Here is a 20,530-nt window from a genome sequence, read left to right as displayed (position 1 = left end):
ATGGAGTTAAAAACAAAATACCATGGAGTTCTCAATTATGAAGAAAAAGATGTAATAATTTTTAAAAAGGGAATTCCTGGTTTTGATAAATTAGAGAAATTTATTTTAGTACCTGCAGAGGAGAACAGTCTTTTTGGTATACTTCAATCAATTGAAGATACAGATATAGGCATTGTAGTAGCTTCACCATTCAATGCATGTAAAAACTATGAATTTGATATAGATGATGACAAGATGTCTGAACTGAATATAAAGGATAACAAGGATGTACTTGTAGTAAATACAGTAACCCTGAATTCAAAACTTGAAAATATAACAATTAACTTGAAAGCTCCCATAGTTATAAATACAAATGACAAGATTGGGGAACAATTAATACTGGATAATGTAGATTATCCAATAAAATACCCACTGTTTAAGGGGGAAGTTTAATTGTTGGTAATAAGCAGGAAAAAAGGAGAATCACTTCTCATAGGTGATGATATAGAGATAACAGTTTCAAGAATTGAAGACGGTACGGTAAAGTTATCCATATCTGCACCTAAAAGTGTAAAGATACTTAGAAAAGAACTTTACAAAGAAGTGGAAATGGAAAATAAAAATGCTCTTGCAAGGGATATGAGCGTATTAAAGAAATTTAAAAAATAGAATAGTGTAAATTATAAAAGAGGTGTTTAGCATGGAAGTTATGGGTATGAGTCAAGGAGGACGACAGCCTTTGGAATTAAATGCATCTATTGAAACTGCTAAAGTTTCAGGGGATATATCCTCAACAAATAATATTAATGTGGATCAGAAGGCATTACAAAACAGAGATGGAAAAAATACAACGGCTAAAAGTACAAAAGATGCTGTGGATCATGCAAATAAAATACTGGATGATACACAGACACATCTTAAATTTGAGATATATGGAAAATTCAATGACGTAGTAGTACAGGTAGTAGATGATGACACAAACAAGGTAGTGCGTGAAGTACCTCCAAAAAAATTAATAGACATGGTGGAAAAATTTTGTGAACTGTCCGGTTTTTTTATGGACAAGAAAGCTTGATTGGGGGAATTTATTATGGAATTCAGATTAAATAAGATAGACCCTGATGTAAGACAGAGAATAAAAGAAACTACAAGTGCAGGAAAAGTTCACAATAAAACTGGAATAGTCATAAACAAAGACTACAAGGACAGAGGCAAGGACAAACATGGAGATTTTGAAAAAGAACTAAGCAAATATAAAGGCAAAAATAAAAAGCGTATTTTTGTAGAGGCTAGTAAAGTGGAAGAAGTAAAAGTAAATGCCTTCAAGGGAGAAGGAGAAACTATTTCAAAAGACGATAAAAGAGGAAATATACTGGACGTTAAGAAATGATTCACAATTCACAATTGCGAATTGAAAAAAGGAGGCCTAATATATGTATGCAGCCAATGGTTATAGCACATATAGGAACAACAGTGTAAATTATGCATCAAAGGATCAGCTGCTCTTAATGCTGGTAGATGGTGCAGTTAGATTTGCCAAGATAGGAAGACAGGCAATACTTGATAAAGATATAAACAAAGCACACGAAAATATAGTAAAGGCTGAAAATATATTTTATGAACTCATAGCAACACTTGATGTGTCCAAAGCAGGAAATTGGGGACAATCCCTTATGAGTGTATATGACTTTATAGTGAGAAGACTTACAGATGCCAATATGAACAAAGATGCAGCTATAATGGATGAAGTAATGCCACTAATAGAAAATGTGAAAGATACCTGGGAACAGGCATACAAGGTTTCAAAGAAATAATTCACAGTTAAGAATTAACAATTGTGAATTGAAAAAAGGGAGGTATAAACATGGCAGATAGTACAAGCAGCATGCCAGTAGGTACAACCGGTGCCGGTGGTGGAAACATGCTTAGAATTACGGGACTTAACACAGGTCTTGATGTAGATGCAATGGTAAAGAAGATGCTTACAGCAGATCAGACCAAGGTGGATAATGCAAAGAAGCAACAGCAGCTTATTCAGTGGAGGCAGGAAGCATATCAGAGCATAATAAAGGATGTAAAAGATCTTCAGAATGCCTATTTTGATGTTACAAACAGTTCTAATTATCTATTATCTTCAAATAGTTACAATAATATGACGGCAGCAAGTTCAGATGCTACTATAGCTAGTGCAAAGGCATCAGCAACGTCAGTTGCAGGGACATATAAGATAAAAGTAGATCAGCTGGCACAGGCAGCCACTATTTCTGGAAATCAATATTTAGTAAGTGATGTATCTGGATGGAAAGGTGGAAGTATAACTTTTAATAGTACTCCTATAACTTTAGATGATTCATCGACTTCGGCATCAGAGTTGGTAGATAAAATTAATAGTAGTATAAAATCCTCAGATTTGAGTGGAAAAGTAACAGCTTCTTTGGTAACATCTGATGGAAAAGATTATATAAAATTTACTTCAACATCAGAAAACACTATATCAATGTCTTCGTCAGATATAGACGATATAGGAGAAAAGTCTAAAAATTTAATATCAGCGTCTTCCAATTCAAATACTAAATTGACTGAATTAGGAATTGATGCTAATACTTATTCTTTAACTTTAAATGGTTCATCTTTTGATATTACTGTAACTGATTCATCTACTATTCAGGATCTTGTAGATTCTATAAAAAATGGAACAGATGGTAAAGTCACTGCAAGATTTAATGAGCTTACAGGACAATTCTCTATTCAGACAGCAGCTACAGGAAGCAGTGCAGCACTTTCTGTTACTGGTGATACCGGTATCTTAAATAAACTAGGATTAGAGACAGGTAAAACCGCAACTGGTACTGATGCAAAAGTTAGCATAAAAGAACCAGGTTCCAGCGAATATATTGATACTACACAGAGTTCAAATAATTTTACTATAAATGGAGTCAGCTACAGTATTACTGAAGAAACCACTGATCCTGTCAGTATATCAGTAACTCAGGATACTTCAAAAGTACATGATCTTATTACAAATTTCATAGACAAATACAATAATCTAATTGGAGAAATACAGGACAAACTTTCTGAGAAAAAAGATTATGATTATTCACCTCTTACAGATTCACAGAAAAGCAGTATGAGTGATACGGATATAACAAACTGGGAGACTAAAGCCAAGGAAGGCATACTCAGAAATGATGACAATTTGGAACAATTGCTGAATGATCTTACTAGTGCATTTAGTAGTCCCGTTCTAGGCAGCAATAATAAAAATGTTTCTACGTTATATTTTGGGAATATAGGCTCAAATTCCATAGGAATAGATACATCAGACGATGTTACTCAGGGAGGAAAGCTTAGCATAGTTGATGATGCTAAATTTACAGATGCACTTACCAATCATGCAGATGAAATAATGAAACTTTTTACAACAACCTCTGATAGTAAAAATTCAACTGATAAATTTAATCAATCGGGGATTTTTCAGAGAATAAGCAATATAATTACGAGTAATGTAGGGGTAATAGGAAGTACTTATAACAGTGGCACACTTACTAAATATGCCAATCTTCAAGATGACTATAGTATTTCAGGTGGTGGTGGTACAGGAACACTTCCCGATCAGATATATCAGCAGCAGCTTCTTATAAGTACATTAACTGACAGAATGAATGATGACCAAACTAAGTACTATAACCAGTTTACACAATTGGAAACTGCAATGGAAACATTAAATGCACAACAATCGACTCTTTCAATGTACCTTAGTTAAGGAGTTTTAAATGAGTAGAACTGTTGAAGAAATATTATTAGATTACAAGAAGTGTACTGAGTATATTATAGAACTTCTTAAAAAAGAAAAATTTGATTTTCTTAAAGATGAAATGGAGAAAAGACAGTGCATTTTAAATGAACTAATCTTGGAGATTAACAAAAAATCTCAAACTAAGAAAATTTATGAGAAAATGCATATAAGAGAAATTGAAGAGCAAGCACAGGAACTTATGAAAAATAAGGCACTATTGATAAAGAAAAAGCTTAAAAATATATCTGTAAACAAGACTGCCAGCAGTGCCTATGGCAATATAGGAAGTTCAGCTAAGATATTCAGTAAAAAAATATAAAAAATATATAAAGTGTAATGTCATATATTCGATATACTTAATATAAGTTATTAATAAATAATAACTAAAAATAAAAAATAAATTTATAAAATAGGTGTAAAGTTTAAATAAAGATAGGCGATAAATTAAATGTAATTAGCTTAAAGCTTAATTATAAATAAAAATATGGACAAGGATGTCCAATACAAAACTCAAGGAGGAACAAACTTATGATAATAAATCACAATCTTATGGCAAACAATGCATTAAGAAATATGAACGTCAATTCAAATAATGCATCAAAGGCAATGGAAAAACTTTCTTCAGGTCTTAGAATAAACAGAGCTGGAGACGATGCAGCAGGACTAGCAATATCAGAAAAAATGAGAGGACAGATAAATGGTTTGAATCAGGCATCAAGTAATGCACAGGATTCAATATCACTTATACAGACTGCTGAAGGTGCATTAAACGAAACTCACAGCATACTTCAGAGAATGAGAACACTTGCTGTTCAATCATCAAATGATACAAATACTACAACTGATAGAAGTGCTATTCAAGATGAAGTTAACCAATTAACAGATGAAATAGATAGAATAGCTAATACTACAGAATTTAACACTCAAAAATTATTAGATGGAAGTAAAGTAGGTCTTGTTGATGCTAAAGATGCAGATGCTTCGGTACAATTAAATACTTCTGCAAATATATCACTTGCATCAAATTTCTCAACTACATCTGCAACAGGAATTGCTGATAGTTTTACAGTTACAATTACGAGAACACAAGGAACGGCAGGAGCTACATTTGCTTCAACAGATTATGATGTTGCTTTAGTTGGTGGATCAGAGCCTTCATTAGGAGCATTAGCAGATGGTTCATTAACTTATGATACTAAAGCTATAAACTTGGAAGGTGATGGATTAAGTGCTTTAGCATCAGGCGAAAGTATTACTATTTCCGTAAAAGGTAAAGTCGATCAGGAAACAGATGTAAAAAAAGCATTGAGTATGCAGATCGGTGCAAATAGTGGACAAAATATGCTTATAGGAATTAATTCAATGAAAGCTACAGATATTGGTGTAAGAAATACTTCTGGCAAAGCTTTGGATATTTCTACAGCCTCAAAAGCTACTGGAGCAATTACACAAATTAATAATGCTATAGAGACAGTTTCAACTCAAAGATCAAAACTTGGTGCTTATCAGAATAGATTGGAACATACAATAAATAACTTAGGAACTTCATCAGAAAACTTGACTTCTGCTGAATCAAGAATAAGAGATGTTGATATGGCATCAGAAATGTCTGAGTACTCAAAGAATAACATTCTTTCTCAGGCTGCTCAGGCAATGCTTGCTCAAGCAAATCAGCAACCACAGCAGGTTCTTCAATTGTTAAGATAGTTTATTAAAAGGATAGGGAAACCTATCCTTTTATATTAACCAATATTATTTTTATAGAGAATTTATATTAGCTTAATTTTGTATAAAGATAATATATGATTTTACAAGGAGAAAGTGCTTATGAAAATATCGGCTTGTATGATATGTAAAAATGAAGAAAAAAATATAGAAAAGTGTATAAATAGCTATAAAAAGATAGTAGATGAAATAGTTGTTGTTGATACAGGTTCAGAAGATAATACTGTTTATTTAGCTAAAAAATTAGGGGCAAAAGTTTATGACTTTAAATGGATTGATGATTTTGCAGCAGCAAAAAATTATGCTATAGATAAGGCAATAGGTGAATGGATTATATTTCTAGATGCAGATGAGTATTTTGATAAAGATTCGTCATATAAGATAGAAAATATATTAAAATCAATAAATAATAAAGAATATGATGCTGTCGGTTGTAAATTAATAGATATAGATGATTGTGAAAAAAAAATAATAGATACATTTATGCAGATAAGAATTTTTAGAAATAATATAAATATAAGATATAAGAACAGTATACATGAAACTTTATCAAAAGAACACGGTAATTTAGAATTAATATCATATTACGATGAATTGAAAATTTATCATACAGGTTATGCTCAGAGTATAAGTAAAATTAAAGCACGAAGAAATCTAAAACTATTAAAAAGAGAAGCAAATAAACAAGTAAATAATAAAAATTTATATAGATATTTTTGCGATTGCTATTTTTCATTAGGAGACTATGAAAATGCATTAAAATATGCTGAACTTCATATGAATAGTGATATCAAATTAGTTGGCTATCAAAGTAGAATTTTAAAAGTAATAATAGATAGTATGTGGAAGTTGAAAAAACCAAAAAAAGAAATAGAGGATAAGATAAAATATGGCATAAGAACGTTTCCTAATCATCCTAATTTTTATTGTAGCTATGCATTTTTTCTAATAGATGAAAAGCGATTTGAAGAGGCATTAAATAATTTCCTGCTAACTGTAAAATATAATAGTTCATATAAAGGAATAGAGGTAAATCTAGTTACGGGAATAATATCCACTGTATATGAAAAAATAGGTTTCATATATAATTTGAAAAATTGCGAAGAAAAGGCAATAGAGTATTTCTTTAAAAGTTTAGAATTTAATAAATATAGCAAAGATACTTTTGAGTCATTATATAATTTAATTAAAAAAGAAAAAACTGAGGATATAATTTTATTTTTAAATAGTATATATGATATAAATAGTGAAAAAGATATTCATTTTATTGTGGATCAGCTGGTCAGAATAAAACCAAGAGGAGTATTGGCCTATTATACAAATATATGGTATAGAAAATTTAAAAATGAAGATATTTCTATGATATTTATGTTACTTTCAGAGAAAAAATATGAAACAGCATTTAAGTTATTTTTAAAGGCCTATTCCAATAAATATGAAAATTCAGATGCACTCTTTTCAATAATAAGTTCTATGCTCTTAAATAATGTAGATAGAATTAAGTATTTGTCAGATATGGTAAGACCATCCCTTAAAAGGATACTTAAAAATTATATAGATGAAGAAAATGTTATTTATAAAGAAGATATAGAAGATTATATTTCTATATTAAGAGAATTAATTTTACTTGATAATAGTAATGTATTAAATAAATATTTAAAATTAAGTAATAGATTTAGTATCAATATAGATAACAAAATAGGTGCGGTATTTATGAACAATCTATTATATGAGCAAGCTTTACAGTACTATAAAAGTTATAATGATTTTAATGAAAATAAAAACACTTTAATGAATATAGGATATTGTAGCTATAAATTGAGAAATTATAAAAAAGCATATATTTATATTCAAAGAGCTATTGAAATGGGATACAATGAAAATGATGCCTTTGAGATTCTAAATTGGATTAAAGTATAAAGAAGTTGAAATTAAATTCGACAAATATAATGAATTTATTTAGAGGAGTATATTAATGAAAAATAAATTATTATTGATGTTCAACGATGACATTTTTAAAAATGATAATGAATATTTATCTAAAATAGATGAACAACTTCAGATTTCAATGCAAATTCTAATAAATAAAGGATATGAAATTTCAGTAACTGGAGATAGTGAGCAGTCTATTGAATTTGCTATGAAATTTTCTAATGCTTTTTATGATGAAAATATTAGAAATATTGAAATTGGACAGGACTATTCCAAAAAGGTTGAATTGATAAATGACAGTAATTGCGTAGTATGTTTCCATAAAAATGACTTAATGTTAGTAGAAGAATATAATAAGCCGTTTATTTTTATAGATATTTGTGAGAAAAATGATGTTGAAAGTGAAGATATATTAAATAATCTTGGTAGAATTTCAGTAAAGGATTTAAATGCTGGGGAAATAGTAAAAAATGTGGCAGAAGCTCTAAAAACTGAATTAAAAGTAAATGAAAAAAATAAATCCCGATCTAATGATGAATTTGAACAGTATAAGAAACAGGTTAAGAAAACTATAGAACAACTTATAAATGAAAATAAACTAGATGAAGCTAAAAGTATAATAGATGAATATGAAGAAATAGTAAAAGATGATGTAGATATATATTCTATGGGAGCAATTATTGCTATTACTGAAAATAGATTAAGTGATGCGGAAAGTATTTTAAAGGAAGGAATTAAATTATATGATAATAATTTTGATTTGATTTACAATTTAGCTTATGTCTATGAAAAAATGTCTAGATATAGTGATTCAGCAATATACTATGGATTAGCTGAAAAGTATAACAATAGTCAGCTTATAAAAGGAAGATTAGATAGCATTTATTTAAACAACAATAGTTTATTGAAGATAAAAAAGTGTGTAAAAAATTCTCCTAAAAAAACTTTTATAATTTTATCATCATGTGGATTTACAGAAATATTACAGAGAATGCATCATATTTCAAAATCATTAGTGAAATTTGGACATGATGTGATTTATATACCTCCAAGTATAAATGTTAGTGCTAATACGAAACAAATTAAATTAAATTCAATTCTTCAATATATTATTAGTAATAAAAAAATGGTTGAAGGAGTAAAAATTTATCAACCATTAAATGTAAACTATGAAAATCAATTCTTGTATGGTAGTTATACAGAATTAGTTCAGTATTTTATTAATAATTCTAATAATGAAGTTACAATAATTGCATATATGCCATATCAAGTAAATGTAATTAAAAATCTTAATGGAAAATTTAAAGTTATATATGAGTGTGTTGATGATCATACAGATTTAAAATATGCTTTTTGGGGAAATAAAAAAGATGTAGTTTGGGAACAAGAATTAATGGATATTTCTGATGGAATAACTACAACTGCAATTTCATTATATCTTCAAAGAGTTTCTATAGAAGGAAGAAAAAAAGTATATTTATCAAGAAATGCAGTAAATGAATCCGACTTTATTATAAATGAAAATGAAAAAATTCCAGAAGACTTAAAAGATATACCAGAACCACGAATAGTTTATACAGGAGCAATTTATGATTGGTTTGATAAAGAACTTTTTTATAATGTAGTAAGATCTAATCCAGATAAGTCATTTGTAGTAATAGGATTTGGTAATAACAAAATTTTAAAAGAAAAATGTAATAATCTCTACTTGCTTGGTGCTAAAAAGCATAGTGATTTAAAAAAATACTTAAGACATTCGCAAATTGGAATTATACCATTCAAAGATGATACAGATTTAATTATAAACTGTGATCCTATAAAACAATATGAATATATAGCTTGTGGCTTACCAGTAATAACTACTTTTATGCCAGAATCAGCTATAGGTAAAATATATACATATATTGCAAATACAAAAGAAAGCTTTAATAGTGCTATTAAAAAATGTCTTGATCTAAAAATTGATCAAAATAAAATTAAAAATTTTTTAATAGAAAATTCATGGAATAATAAAGCTGCTTTGTTGTGTAATATAATTGATAAAAATGTGTATGATGAAGAAAAAAAGTATTTACTGGAAAATATAAAAGATAAATTATTTTATATTTGTAATAAATATAATTCTAATATTTTTAAAACACTTAAAGGAATATATTTAAATTTAGAAGATAATGAAGAAGCTGAGAAATGTCTTAAACAAGTGTATGAAAAAAATAAACATAAATATATTGAAAAACAATATCTTACTATATTACTTAAGAATAAAAATATAGATACTTTTATTAATGTTGTAAAAGATTCGCGGTATATAACCAAAGAATTAAAAAATGAGATTTTATATGTAAATAAATTAAATCTTAAAAAATCTTTAAATGTAATATTATATTTATGTATTCAAGATATAAAAAATGCTAGAATACAGATAAATAATATTAATAATGATTTTAAAATTATATATCAATTATATATAAAATATTTACTCGGTGAAAAATTTGAATTTAATAGAATTGAAAAAATAGAATTGAAAGTTAGAAATTTTCCATTATTTAAATTCATGAAAAAACAAGCACATATGGAACAATTAAGTAGTAATAGTGTTAACTTAAGTAAAAATCCTTTTATTAGTATTTTAATTCCAACAAGAAATTCTGCAGATGTATTAAGATATACATTAATGACGTGTATTAAACAGAATTATTATAATTATGAAATAATTATAAGTGATAATAGTTCACGTGGAAATAATGAAACAAAAAATTTAGTGAATGAGTTTAATTGTAAAAAAATTAAATATTATAGAACTCCTAAAGATTATGCAATGATAGAAAATTATGAATTTGCTTATAGTAAGGCTAATGGAGATTATATGATTTTAATTGGTTCTGATGATGGATTACTTTTACATTGTCTTGAAATTATACCCAAAATAATAAAAAAACTTAATAATCCATTATCAATAACATGGGATCCTATAGCTTATGGATGGCCAGAAGTAAAAATAAATAGCATTAAAAATGGTTTGTTTATTCCATATCCTAGTCAAAAGAGTAATATTAAATACAATTATTATGATGAATCAGTGTTAAAATCTGTGTTGAATTTTGAAGCAAGATATAGTATTTTACCTATGTTTTATTATAACTCTATTATAAAGAGAGAATTGATTGAAAAAGTCAAAAAAATTTCTAAAAAAATTTTTTGTGCTAGTCCTCCTGATGTATATACGGGTATTGTGTTTTGTTATCTTGAAAAGAAATACATACATATAAATATGCCTATGACTATAGGTGGATCATCTCAAAGAAGTATTGGTATAATGGCTCCAAATTTTATTTATAAAAAGAGTTTCAATGATATAAACTCTAAATTTGAATTAGAAAAAGAAAAGAGTATGGGTATGGATTGTAATAAATTTTTTTCACCATATTTTGCAGGAGAGGAATCTTCAGTTTTAAGAACAGGGATTTTAGCAAAACAAATATTTTTTAATGATAGTAAAGATTTTAATGTTAATATGAAAAATTTTTATAAGGCATGTTGTAAATACTTATTTAATGACGAAACATTTTTTAGAAAGAAAAAAGAATTATACGATTGTATACTCAAATTTGGAGATAAAAATATAATTAAATGGTATGAAGAAAACTATTTTTACAATAAAACTTTTAAAGGATATAATAATTACAATTTACAGCCATTAACTCCTATTTTTAGTGAAAATAGGAGATTAATAATTGATGCATCTAAATTTAATGTAAATAATGTATTTGAAGCTGCTAAATTGTATAGAAAAATTGTTGGATATTAAAATAGATTATTTTAGATTTATAAATAGTTTTTTGTATCAGCATAATTTATATAAATGCAATATATATAATTTTAAACATATGCATGATTGGATTACATTTGCTTGATCTAATAATATGTTTATAGTGGTTAAAAGAATCAAGTAATATAGAAAATAGATTTAACTAATGAATTTAAAATTTAAGGATGAAGAATATAAGTTCTATTTAAGAAATTATAAATTTTTATGAGTTGAATTAGTATTATATTTTTTAGAAAATAAATTTTGTTATTTAAATATGGGGAGATGAATGATTTGAAAGCTACAGTAAGTCCAGCATATGTCAAAGAAAGGATTCAATTAGGGAAAGTGTTGCCATTAGATACACCATATAGAATGACAATTTCACCTTCTCAAATATGTAATCTAAAATGCTTTTTTTGCACACATTCTGTTGAGAAGAGTAAAGTTTTAGAAACAGGTTTTAAATACAAAAATATGGAGTATGAATTATTTGTAAAATTAGTTGAACAGTTAAAATGTTTTCCAAAAAAAATTAAATTAATTGTCTTTTCAGGTATGGGAGAGCCACTTCTTAATAAAAAATTACCTGATATGATTAGATATTTAAAACAAAACAATGTGGTAGATAGAGTTGAAGTATATTCGAATGCCACTCTTTTAAATCATAATATTGTCCATGAATTAGTAGACTCTGGATTAGATAGTTTTAGAATTTCTTTAGAAGGATTGACAGAAAAGAAATATAAAGAGGTGTCTCAATACAATATAAATTTTGATGATTTTATAGATAATATACAATATTTTTATAATCATAGAGGTAAATGTGAAATTTATATAAAAATTATAGATGCATTATTAGAAAAAGGAGAAGAAACAACTTTTTATAACACTTTTGGTAATATATCTGATAAAATTTATATAGAACATCTAAGTGATTGTCAACCCTTAACAAATGATTGTAATGGTATAGTAGATCCTGGGAAAACGATGTATAATGAGCAAGCTAAAATATGTAAAGTTTGTCCACTTTTATTTTATTCTTTGTATGCAGATGTTGAGTGTAATATTTATCCTTGTGTAACTTTAGGATTACCATTAAAATTTTCAATAGCTAATATTAATCATGTTGGTGTTAAGGATATTTGGAATGGAGATAAAATAAAGCAACTTAGAATTCTGCATTTAAAAGGAAAAAAAGACACTATACCTGTTTGTAAAGAATGCGGTAATATGATTTGTATGTATCATAAAGAAGATGATATAGATAGTTATTCAAATAGTATAATTCAAAAGCTAAATGAATCTAATTTATAACTTAATTATATTAAAGAATTTTTAGAATATGGAAGGAAAGATATATTTTATGTATAAGATACTTCATATTACTGTACATCTTGGAGGTGGAGTGGGAAAAGTACTTTCTAATATTTGTAATCCATATGTAAATAATGAATATAAGCATTTAATTATTTTATTAGAAAAACCACTTAATTTACAGTTCGTAAAACAAGCTTTAAAAAATAATGTAAAAGTTTTAATAGAACCATCTAATAAAATAATTAAAAATGAAATAATGAAATCTGATATTGTTCAGTTAGAATGGTGGCATCATCCACTTATGTGTAAATTTTTATATGAATTTCCTCAAATACCAGTAAGATTAATTATATGGAGTCATATATCAGGTTGTTCGTATCCATTTATAAAAAGTAAATTTATGAAAAATTGTACTAGGTTTTTATTTACATCACCATATTCATTAGAAAATAATTATTTACAAGATAAAGATTCTAGAGAATTCATACGCAATAATGCAGATATAGTATATAGTTCTGGAGGATCTGATAATATTATAAAAAAACAGCAAAGTGATGATAATAATTTTAACATTGGTTATGTAGGAACATTAAATTATTGCAAATTGAATCCACAATTTATTAATTACTGTAATGAGATAAATATACCAAATTTAAAATTTATTATGGTAGGAGATACGGAAAATAAAGATAAAATTTTAAATGAAGCAAAGAAGATGAGTATTGATAAAAAATTTGAGTTTGTGGGTTATGTAAATGATGTTCAAAATCAGTTGAATAAATTCAGTGTTTTTGGATATTTATTAAATCCTAATCATTATGGAACTACAGAGAATGCTTTATTAGAAGCTATGGCAGCTGGAATACCGCCAATTGTATTGAAGCAATGTACTGAAAAATATTTAGTTAAGAATATGGAGACAGGTATTGTTGTAAATAACAAAAAAGATTATGGTAATGCAATGAGATATTTATATGAAAATACAGATAAACGTATAAAAATTGGGAATAATGCAAGAAATTATATTTTAAATAAATTCAGCATAAATAATACGATTGAGAGTTTAAATAATAATTATGATTCGGTAATGAAGAAAGACAAGAAAAAATTTTTATTTAAGAATATACTTGGTAATACACCCTCAGAATGGTTTTTATCTTGTTTAGGCAGTTATAAAAAAGTATTTGAAGAAAGCATAGAACTTATAAAAAGTAATAATAAAGAGAAAGTATTGGATAATAAATATAAAATACATAACTGTAAGCAGATACTTAAAGAAAAAAATAAAAGTTCCATTTATCATTTCCAAAGATATTTTCCAAATGATAAATTATTAAGATATTGGACTCAAATTATAGATGAATAATAGCTAATTTAATAAAAACATTAGAAAAATGTAAGGAGGATAACTATGTATGCAGTCATACTTGCAGGAGGATTTGGCACAAGGTTAAGTGAGGAGACTATGCTGAAGCCGAAACCTATGGTCGACATAGGAGGTAAACCTATAATATGGCATATTATGAATATTTATTCTCATTACGGTATAAATGATTTTATAGTATGTTGTGGATATAAAGGATATATGATTAAAGAATATTTTGCTAATTATCATATGCATATGAGTGATATTACAGTAGATCTATGTTCAGGAAATATAAAATATTACAATAGTAAGGCTGAACCTTGGAAAGTTACACTTATTGACACAGGGCTGAACACCATGACAGGTGGAAGGCTTAGAAAAATTCAAAAATACATAGGTGATGAAACTTTTATGCTTACATATGGTGATGGAGTTGGTGATGTTGATATAAATGAACTTTTAAATTTTCATAAATCACATGATAAAATAGCCACTGTTACGGCTGTACAGCCTGCTGGAAGATTTGGAGCATTGAATATTGACAATAATGGACAAGTTGATACTTTTTTAGAGAAACCAGTTGGTGATGGAGGCTGGATTAATGGAGGTTTCTTTGTATTTGAACCCGAAATATTCAACTATATAGATGATGATAATACAATTTTGGAAAAAGAACCACTTGAAAATCTTTCAAATTTGAATCAGCTTACTGCATATAAGCACAATGGATTTTGGAAACCAATGGATACTCTTAGAGATAAAATAGAACTCGATAATCTTTGGAAGTCTGGAAAAGCACCATGGAAGATATGGAGGTAAAATTATTATGATAAATGGAGTAATAGTAAAACCTTTAAGAAAAATACCAGATGATAGAGGCAGCATAATGAAAATGCAGGAATCCTGTGATGATGAATTTAAGGGATTTGGAGAGATATATTTTTCAACTATATATCCCGGAGTTGTTAAAGGATGGCATATTCATAAAAAAGCTGTACTGAATTATGCAGTAGTTAAAGGTATGATAAAATTGGTATTATTTGATGATAGGAAAAACTCAAGTACAAAAGGTGAGATTCAGGAAATATACTTGGGAGATAAAAATTATTCCCTTGTTCAAATACCATCAAATGTGTGGAATGGTTTCAAATGTGTAGGTACTGATGAAGCAATAGTTGCTGATCTTATTAATATTATACATGAAGATGATGAAATGCTAAGATTGGATCCACATGAAAATAATATAATAAAGTATGATTGGTCATTAAAGGATAGGTAGTGATTTAATGAAAAATATATTGATTGTAGGAGCATCAGGATTTTTAGGCAATGAATTGTATAAAATTTTTAAAAAGGATAGTTCATATAAAACATATGGTACTTATTCCAAAAATGAAAATTCAAATTTATTGTATTTAGATGTGACGGACATAGAAAGTATAAAAAAAGTTTTTGAAAAAATAAAGCCAAACATTATTATAATAACAGCAGCTTTGACAAATGTGGAATATTGTGAAGAAAGTAAAGAAAATGTTTATAAAATAAATGTTGAAGGAATAAAAAATATATCAAATATATCTAAACCTTATAATTGTAAAGTTATATATATATCTACTGAATATGTATTTGATGGTAAGAATGGACCTTATAGTGAAATAGATGAGGTAAATCCTATAAATTACTATGGAAAGACTAAATTGTCAGGTGAAAAAGTAATACAGACCTATATACGTAATTATATGATTGTCAGAACTACAGTTGTATATGGATGGAATTTAGAATCTAAAAATTTTATAATGCAATTAATAAAAAATCTTAATGAGAATAAAATTATGAAAGTTCCTGTTGACCAGATTAGTAGTCCTACATACTGCCCTAACTTAGCTTCAATGATTAAAGAAAGCTGTGATAATAATCTTTGCGGTGTATTTAATATAGTCGGAAAAGATGTTATGAATAGATACGAGTTCGCTGTAAAGTCAGCTGAAGTACTGAATTTAGATAAAAATTTACTAGTTCCAGTAAAAACTGAAAATTTAGGTCAAATTGCGAAAAGGCCACTTAACGCAGGACTCAAAATTGATAAAATATATAAAAAATTAAAATGCAAACCTGTGAATGTGCATGATGGACTTATAGAAATAAAAGAATTGTATGATAAATATAAATCCAATAATTGTGAGGATAATTCTTATGAATGATATTTTTAAGAATAAATATAGAGGAAAAACAGTTTTTATAACAGGGCATACAGGATTTAAAGGTTCCTGGCTTTCAACATGGCTTAAAGAACTCGGAGCTAAAGTTGTGGGATACTCCTTAGAACCTCCAACAGAACCTTCAATGTTTAAAATATGCAGTTTAAGTGAAAAAGTTACAAGTATAAATGGTGATGTAAGAGATTATTCAAGATTATCAAATATATTAAATAAATATAAACCGGATATAATCTTTCACTTGGCAGCTCAGCCTTTGGTAAGAGTGGCTTATAAATATCCCATAGACACTTATGCAACTAATGTAATGGGAACTGTTAATTTACTGGAAGCTGCAAGAAATGTAGATAGCGTACAAGCTGTTGTAGTTATAACTACAGATAAATGTTATGAAAATAAAGAGTGGGTATATGGTTATAGAGAAACTGATCCTATGGGAGGATATGATCCATATAGTTCCAGCAAGGGATGTGCTGAACTCATAGTGTCTTCTTACAGGAAAAGTTTTTATAATAATAGCTGTAAGGCTCTTGCATCTGCAAGAGCAGGTAATGTAATAGGTGGTGGAGATTGGGCAAAGGACAGATTGATACCTGATTTTATAAGAGCTGTATCAGAAGATAAGTCTGTAATTATAAGAAATCCACTTGCAACTAGACCATGGCAGTATGTTTTAGAACCACTGTCAGGTTACTTGAGACTCGGAGCATTAATGCTCGAAAATGCTAAAAAATATAGCACAAGCTGGAATTTTGGTCCTTATGAAAGTTCTGTATTGAATGTTCAGGATATTTTAAAGTTTTCTTCAAAATGCTTTGGAAAAGGCTCAATTGTAGTAGATAAATCTAGTCAGCCGCATGAAGCCAATCTTTTGAAACTTGATATAAGTAAGGCAAATACATATTTGCACTGGTATCCTGTATATAATATAAAGGAAACTGTAGGCAGTACAATGGATTGGTACAAAGAATATTATATAAATGAAAATAAAAATATGTATGATTATACTGTTGCTCAGATAGAAAAATATCAAAATAAAGCATTATCACATAACTTAAAATGGAGTGAATGAAATGGAAAAATTAAGTTTTGATGAAAAATCTTCAAGAAATGATATTATAAGCATGGTTAGAAAGTTTTGTGAGAACAAAAACTCCAAAGATAAATTTATACCGGGGGAGACATATATACCAGCATCCGGCAAAATAATTAATGAAGATGATATAGCTTCCTTAGTAAATTCTTCCTTGGATATGTGGCTTACATCTGGAAGATATGCTTCTGAATTTGAAAAGAAATTTCCTGAATTTTTAGGATCAAAATATTGTTCCCTTGTCAATTCTGGATCTTCAGCAAATTTAGTAGCCATAACTGCACTTACTTCCAGTAAACTTGGTGACAGAAGACTTAAACCAGGTGATGAAATTATAACAGTGGCGGCTGGTTTTCCAACTACAATAACACCTATAATTCAAAATAAACTCGTGCCTGTATTTGTTGATGTAAATTTATCAACCTATAATATAAAATCAGAAGACATTGAAAAAGCAGTATCTTCAAAGACCAGAGCGATATTTTTGGCACATACCCTTGGAAATCCATTTAATTTAAATAAAATTGTTGAAATTGCTGAAAAGAATAATCTATGGATTGTAGAAGATAACTGTGATGCACTTGGCTCAATGTATGATGGAAAATACACAGGAACTTTTGGACATATATCTACATATAGTTTTTATCCAGCACATCATATAACAATGGGTGAAGGTGGAGCTGTAGTTACAAAGAATTTGGAACTTCATAACATAATTCGATCTATAAGAGATTGGGGCAGAGATTGTATTTGCCCACCTGGAAAAGATAATTTTTGTGGAAATCGTTTTTCACAGCAGCATGGAGAACTTCCTTTTGGATATGATCATAAATATGTCTATTCACATTTTGGATATAACCTGAAAGTAACTGATATGCAGGCTGCATTAGGGGTATCCCAGCTAAAAAAATTGCCTGACTTTATAAAAACACGGAAAGAAAATTTCAAAAGATTATATGAAGGGTTAAATCAATTTGAAGATTATTTGATTCTTCCACAATCTGAAAAAAATAGTGATCCAAGTTGGTTCGGATTTCCTATAACACTGCGGGAAAACAATGGATTCAATAGAAATGACGTTGTAAAATTTCTTGAAAAAAATAAGATAGGAACACGTCTTTTATTTGCAGGAAACATACTCAAACAACCTCTTTTTACAGAAAATAAAATTGAATATAGAGTGGTAGATAATTTAGAAAATACAAATACTATTATGGAAAACACTTTTTGGATAGGTGTATGGCCTGGAATTGATAATCAAAGGATTGAATACATGATTAAAATTTTTGACAGGATGTTTACTCATTTTATAAAAAAACATGATGATAGCAATAAAAAAATTTGAATCAATTAAAAGATAGATATCCGGATTTTTATTCTTTACAAGATTATTTGGAATATCAAAAACATATAAATAAATCGCTTAAATCAAAGAAATTAGTAGAATATTTGATTGATAAAATTATAGATAGACAGGAAATTGAATGTATGATTCAAATGAGAGGTGATAAAGCTATTATTTTGTTCATATTTCTCTTATTGAACAAGGTATGGCTGAAAAAGGTATGCAAGATAAAAATATAATTACAGTATGGTATCTTGTAAATAGAATAGATATGATAAGGTTAAGTGCTTTTCAGAAAATGACATAAATGATGACGTAATTGAAAGAATTTACAGTATGTATGAGTATATAAAATGGAAATGGTGTATATATGGATAAAATTAAAATAAAAATAATAAAATTAGGTAAGCAAAGTCATGAATATTTATTTAAAAGATTAGAAAAATATAATAGCAAAATTTTTAAATGCGAAATATATAAAATGAATAGACCTAAGTGTGATTATGAATGGGGATATAAATTTGAAACATTGGAGAAATTATTAAGTGAAAAATCTGAAAAAAATAAATTTGATATGTGTATTGGTTTTGTAGATACTGTGATTGAAAAAAATTATTTTGGAAAAAGATTAGATAAAGATAATAATATTTATGTAATTTCATTTTATGAGATAGATTGTATTTTAAAAGATAAGCATATAGACCTTTTTAATTATATGATTACTACTATGTATCGTTATATTACTAGGTATAAATTACAAATTACAGGAAATGATTTAGTTCATGATGAAACTAGAGGTTGTATTTTTGATATGTGTGGAGATAAGCGAGATGTAGTCTATTTTTGTCAAAAGCCTATTATTTGTGATGAATGTAGAAATAAGATTAATAATCATGTACATAGTGAAAAGTATATGATTATGTTAGATAGAGAACTTGCTAGTATAAAACCAATATTATTTGACAGAATAATTAATTTCATTAAGTCTCATTCCAAAATATCACTAGTAATAGGAATAATATCAACTATTATTTTAGATTTAATATCAAGTAAAATATATGATGTTTTCTTCAACCATAAGTAAATGCCAAATCATGGGTTATAATGGATCCAATAATTAAGACAAAAAAATGCTTGCTTTTTAGTATTATAATGGTTCCTTTAGCAAGCTCACCCTGTTCGCAACGATCACCGGGGGACGTGAACAAACCATGAACGAATACAAATAAGTAGAATAATAGCAAGTTCCAGCAAACTTTTACAATGTGGAGCATCAAGGTAAAAGTTGGAACAAAATTAATGACTTAAGTAAAGCTGTTAATTTTATTTTATCGAAGTTATTTTCCATAAAATAATAAATTAGGTTCTGCTGCTAAAGTTGTTTATGCCAATATAAAACAATTTATAGACAAATGTTACGTAATATATTATACTTAATCTAATGTGAGTTATAAGGAGGAATTAAGATGAGTGCTGTTATAGATACAAAGCCTAAAATAACCAAAGATCAGATAGTAAAATCTTCTGTAGTTTCTAAAAGATTAGGACAATATAGAAGAAAAGCAAAAGAAAATCCAATATATATATCTGATAATGGTAACATTGATACAGTAATCCTATCATATGATCAGTTTGAGAGAATGTATGAAAGACTTGCTGAATTAGAGGAAAAAGAAGAAGAAAGAATTATAGGTGATAGAATTAACCAAGTTGAAAAAAATCCAGAATTATCTGCTAAATGGAAGGATATAAGACGTAATGGATAACAAAAGGTTTGAAGTAATATTTGCTGCAGGAGCAATAAAAGAATATAAAAAATTAGATAATTCTATAGTTGGAATAGTTAATAAAGCAATAGATGATCTAGAATTTAGAGCTGATGAAGTAGGAAAACCACTCAAGGGTAAAACTTATATGGTTGTAAAGAAAAGAAGTTAAGGAATGAAGGTA

Annotated in this window: 21 protein-coding genes; all 21 read left to right on the top strand. The window is 27.7% G+C overall.

Annotated features, from left to right (window positions below; genetic code table 11):
• Positions 1–432 (top strand): flagellar assembly protein FliW, encoded by a 432-nt coding sequence (gene fliW, locus J418_RS0106890; RefSeq protein WP_017895212.1) that lies wholly within the window; start codon positions 1–3, stop codon positions 430–432.
• A complete protein-coding gene (gene csrA, locus J418_RS0106885; RefSeq protein ID WP_017895211.1) occupies positions 433–648 on the top strand; it encodes a carbon storage regulator CsrA in 216 nt (71 codons plus the stop codon). It abuts the gene before it with no gap.
• A gap of 31 nt (positions 649–679) precedes the next feature.
• Complete coding sequence (locus J418_RS0106880) at positions 680–1,054, top strand: flagellar protein FlaG (RefSeq protein WP_017895210.1); 375 nt, start codon at positions 680–682, stop codon at positions 1,052–1,054.
• Positions 1,055–1,069: 15 nt separating this feature from the next.
• Positions 1,070–1,369: a hypothetical protein gene (locus tag J418_RS0106875; protein ID WP_017895209.1), complete on the top strand. Its 300-nt coding sequence runs from the start codon at positions 1,070–1,072 to the stop codon at positions 1,367–1,369.
• Positions 1,370–1,412: 43 nt separating this feature from the next.
• Positions 1,413–1,793 carry a flagellar export chaperone FliS gene (gene fliS, locus J418_RS0106870; protein WP_017895208.1) on the top strand — a complete coding sequence of 127 codons (381 nt, stop codon included), beginning with the start codon at positions 1,413–1,415 and terminating at the stop codon, positions 1,791–1,793.
• Between the two features lie 50 nt (positions 1,794–1,843).
• Positions 1,844–3,742 carry a flagellar filament capping protein FliD gene (gene fliD / locus J418_RS0106865; RefSeq protein WP_017895207.1) on the top strand — a complete coding sequence of 633 codons (1,899 nt, stop codon included), beginning with the start codon at positions 1,844–1,846 and terminating at the stop codon, positions 3,740–3,742.
• 10 nt (positions 3,743–3,752) lie between these two features.
• Entirely contained in the window at positions 3,753–4,094 is a 342-nt protein-coding gene (locus J418_RS0106860) for a hypothetical protein (protein ID WP_017895206.1), read from the top strand.
• A gap of 209 nt (positions 4,095–4,303) precedes the next feature.
• Complete coding sequence (locus J418_RS0106855) at positions 4,304–5,482, top strand: flagellin N-terminal helical domain-containing protein (RefSeq protein ID WP_017895205.1); 1,179 nt, start codon at positions 4,304–4,306, stop codon at positions 5,480–5,482.
• A gap of 120 nt (positions 5,483–5,602) precedes the next feature.
• Complete coding sequence (locus J418_RS0106850; RefSeq protein ID WP_017895204.1) at positions 5,603–7,420, top strand: glycosyltransferase family 2 protein; 1,818 nt, start codon at positions 5,603–5,605, stop codon at positions 7,418–7,420.
• Between the two features lie 55 nt (positions 7,421–7,475).
• The gene (locus J418_RS0106845; RefSeq protein WP_017895203.1) at positions 7,476–11,240 is read left to right on the top strand and encodes a glycosyltransferase; all 3,765 of its coding nucleotides are present in this window, start codon (positions 7,476–7,478) and stop codon (positions 11,238–11,240) included.
• A 294-nt stretch (positions 11,241–11,534) separates the two neighbouring features.
• Positions 11,535–12,557 carry a radical SAM/SPASM domain-containing protein gene (locus J418_RS0106840; protein WP_017895202.1) on the top strand — a complete coding sequence of 341 codons (1,023 nt, stop codon included), beginning with the start codon at positions 11,535–11,537 and terminating at the stop codon, positions 12,555–12,557.
• A gap of 49 nt (positions 12,558–12,606) precedes the next feature.
• Positions 12,607–13,926 (top strand): glycosyltransferase family 4 protein, encoded by a 1,320-nt coding sequence (locus tag J418_RS0106835; RefSeq protein WP_017895201.1) that lies wholly within the window; start codon positions 12,607–12,609, stop codon positions 13,924–13,926.
• 45 nt (positions 13,927–13,971) lie between these two features.
• The gene (gene rfbF / locus J418_RS0106830; protein ID WP_017895200.1) at positions 13,972–14,745 is read left to right on the top strand and encodes a glucose-1-phosphate cytidylyltransferase; all 774 of its coding nucleotides are present in this window, start codon (positions 13,972–13,974) and stop codon (positions 14,743–14,745) included.
• A 7-nt stretch (positions 14,746–14,752) separates the two neighbouring features.
• The gene (locus J418_RS0106825) at positions 14,753–15,205 is read left to right on the top strand and encodes a dTDP-4-dehydrorhamnose 3,5-epimerase family protein (protein ID WP_017895199.1); all 453 of its coding nucleotides are present in this window, start codon (positions 14,753–14,755) and stop codon (positions 15,203–15,205) included.
• Between the two features lie 7 nt (positions 15,206–15,212).
• Positions 15,213–16,127, top strand: coding sequence for an SDR family oxidoreductase (locus J418_RS15540; RefSeq protein ID WP_017895198.1), 915 nt, complete (start codon positions 15,213–15,215; stop codon positions 16,125–16,127).
• Positions 16,120–17,214, top strand: coding sequence for a CDP-glucose 4,6-dehydratase (gene rfbG / locus J418_RS0106815; RefSeq protein WP_020381127.1), 1,095 nt, complete (start codon positions 16,120–16,122; stop codon positions 17,212–17,214). Before J418_RS15540 ends, rfbG begins: the two co-directional genes overlap by 8 nt.
• A 1-nt stretch (position 17,215) precedes the next feature.
• Positions 17,216–18,580: a lipopolysaccharide biosynthesis protein RfbH gene (gene rfbH / locus J418_RS0106810; RefSeq protein WP_017895196.1), complete on the top strand. Its 1,365-nt coding sequence runs from the start codon at positions 17,216–17,218 to the stop codon at positions 18,578–18,580.
• Positions 18,577–18,819, top strand: coding sequence for a hypothetical protein (locus J418_RS0106805; RefSeq protein ID WP_017895195.1), 243 nt, complete (start codon positions 18,577–18,579; stop codon positions 18,817–18,819). Before rfbH ends, J418_RS0106805 begins: the two co-directional genes overlap by 4 nt.
• A gap of 131 nt (positions 18,820–18,950) precedes the next feature.
• The gene (locus J418_RS0106800; protein WP_017895194.1) at positions 18,951–19,664 is read left to right on the top strand and encodes a hypothetical protein; all 714 of its coding nucleotides are present in this window, start codon (positions 18,951–18,953) and stop codon (positions 19,662–19,664) included.
• 382 nt (positions 19,665–20,046) lie between these two features.
• Positions 20,047–20,346 carry a type II toxin-antitoxin system Phd/YefM family antitoxin gene (locus J418_RS0106795; protein ID WP_017895193.1) on the top strand — a complete coding sequence of 100 codons (300 nt, stop codon included), beginning with the start codon at positions 20,047–20,049 and terminating at the stop codon, positions 20,344–20,346.
• Positions 20,339–20,518 carry a hypothetical protein gene (locus J418_RS0106790; protein WP_017895192.1) on the top strand — a complete coding sequence of 60 codons (180 nt, stop codon included), beginning with the start codon at positions 20,339–20,341 and terminating at the stop codon, positions 20,516–20,518. The genes J418_RS0106795 and J418_RS0106790 overlap by 8 nt, the downstream gene beginning before the upstream one ends.
• Positions 20,519–20,530 lie beyond the last annotated feature (12 nt).

The sequence above is a fragment of the Clostridium tyrobutyricum DSM 2637 = ATCC 25755 = JCM 11008 genome (genome assembly GCF_000359585.1).
GTDB classification, from domain to species: domain Bacteria; phylum Bacillota; class Clostridia; order Clostridiales; family Clostridiaceae; genus Clostridium_B; species Clostridium_B tyrobutyricum.
Note: the sequence above shows the minus strand (reverse complement) of the source record. Positions and strands in the feature narration are given on the sequence as shown.

Coding starts and splice junctions, on each gene's coding strand:
- fliW (WP_017895212.1), top strand. CDS start 1: ATGGAGTTAAAAACAAAATACCATGGAGTTCTCAATTATGAAGAAAAA.
- J418_RS0106880 (WP_017895210.1), top strand. CDS start 680: ATGGAAGTTATGGGTATGAGTCAAGGAGGACGACAGCCTTTGGAATTA.
- J418_RS0106875 (WP_017895209.1), top strand. CDS start 1,070: ATGGAATTCAGATTAAATAAGATAGACCCTGATGTAAGACAGAGAATA.
- fliS (WP_017895208.1), top strand. CDS start 1,413: ATGTATGCAGCCAATGGTTATAGCACATATAGGAACAACAGTGTAAAT.
- fliD (WP_017895207.1), top strand. CDS start 1,844: ATGGCAGATAGTACAAGCAGCATGCCAGTAGGTACAACCGGTGCCGGT.
- J418_RS0106860 (WP_017895206.1), top strand. CDS start 3,753: ATGAGTAGAACTGTTGAAGAAATATTATTAGATTACAAGAAGTGTACT.
- J418_RS0106855 (WP_017895205.1), top strand. CDS start 4,304: ATGATAATAAATCACAATCTTATGGCAAACAATGCATTAAGAAATATG.
- J418_RS0106850 (WP_017895204.1), top strand. CDS start 5,603: ATGAAAATATCGGCTTGTATGATATGTAAAAATGAAGAAAAAAATATA.
- J418_RS0106845 (WP_017895203.1), top strand. CDS start 7,476: ATGAAAAATAAATTATTATTGATGTTCAACGATGACATTTTTAAAAAT.
- J418_RS0106835 (WP_017895201.1), top strand. CDS start 12,607: ATGTATAAGATACTTCATATTACTGTACATCTTGGAGGTGGAGTGGGA.
- rfbF (WP_017895200.1), top strand. CDS start 13,972: ATGTATGCAGTCATACTTGCAGGAGGATTTGGCACAAGGTTAAGTGAG.
- J418_RS0106825 (WP_017895199.1), top strand. CDS start 14,753: ATGATAAATGGAGTAATAGTAAAACCTTTAAGAAAAATACCAGATGAT.
- J418_RS15540 (WP_017895198.1), top strand. CDS start 15,213: ATGAAAAATATATTGATTGTAGGAGCATCAGGATTTTTAGGCAATGAA.
- rfbG (WP_020381127.1), top strand. CDS start 16,120: ATGAATGATATTTTTAAGAATAAATATAGAGGAAAAACAGTTTTTATA.
- rfbH (WP_017895196.1), top strand. CDS start 17,216: ATGGAAAAATTAAGTTTTGATGAAAAATCTTCAAGAAATGATATTATA.
- J418_RS0106800 (WP_017895194.1), top strand. CDS start 18,951: ATGGATAAAATTAAAATAAAAATAATAAAATTAGGTAAGCAAAGTCAT.
- J418_RS0106795 (WP_017895193.1), top strand. CDS start 20,047: ATGAGTGCTGTTATAGATACAAAGCCTAAAATAACCAAAGATCAGATA.
- J418_RS0106790 (WP_017895192.1), top strand. CDS start 20,339: ATGGATAACAAAAGGTTTGAAGTAATATTTGCTGCAGGAGCAATAAAA.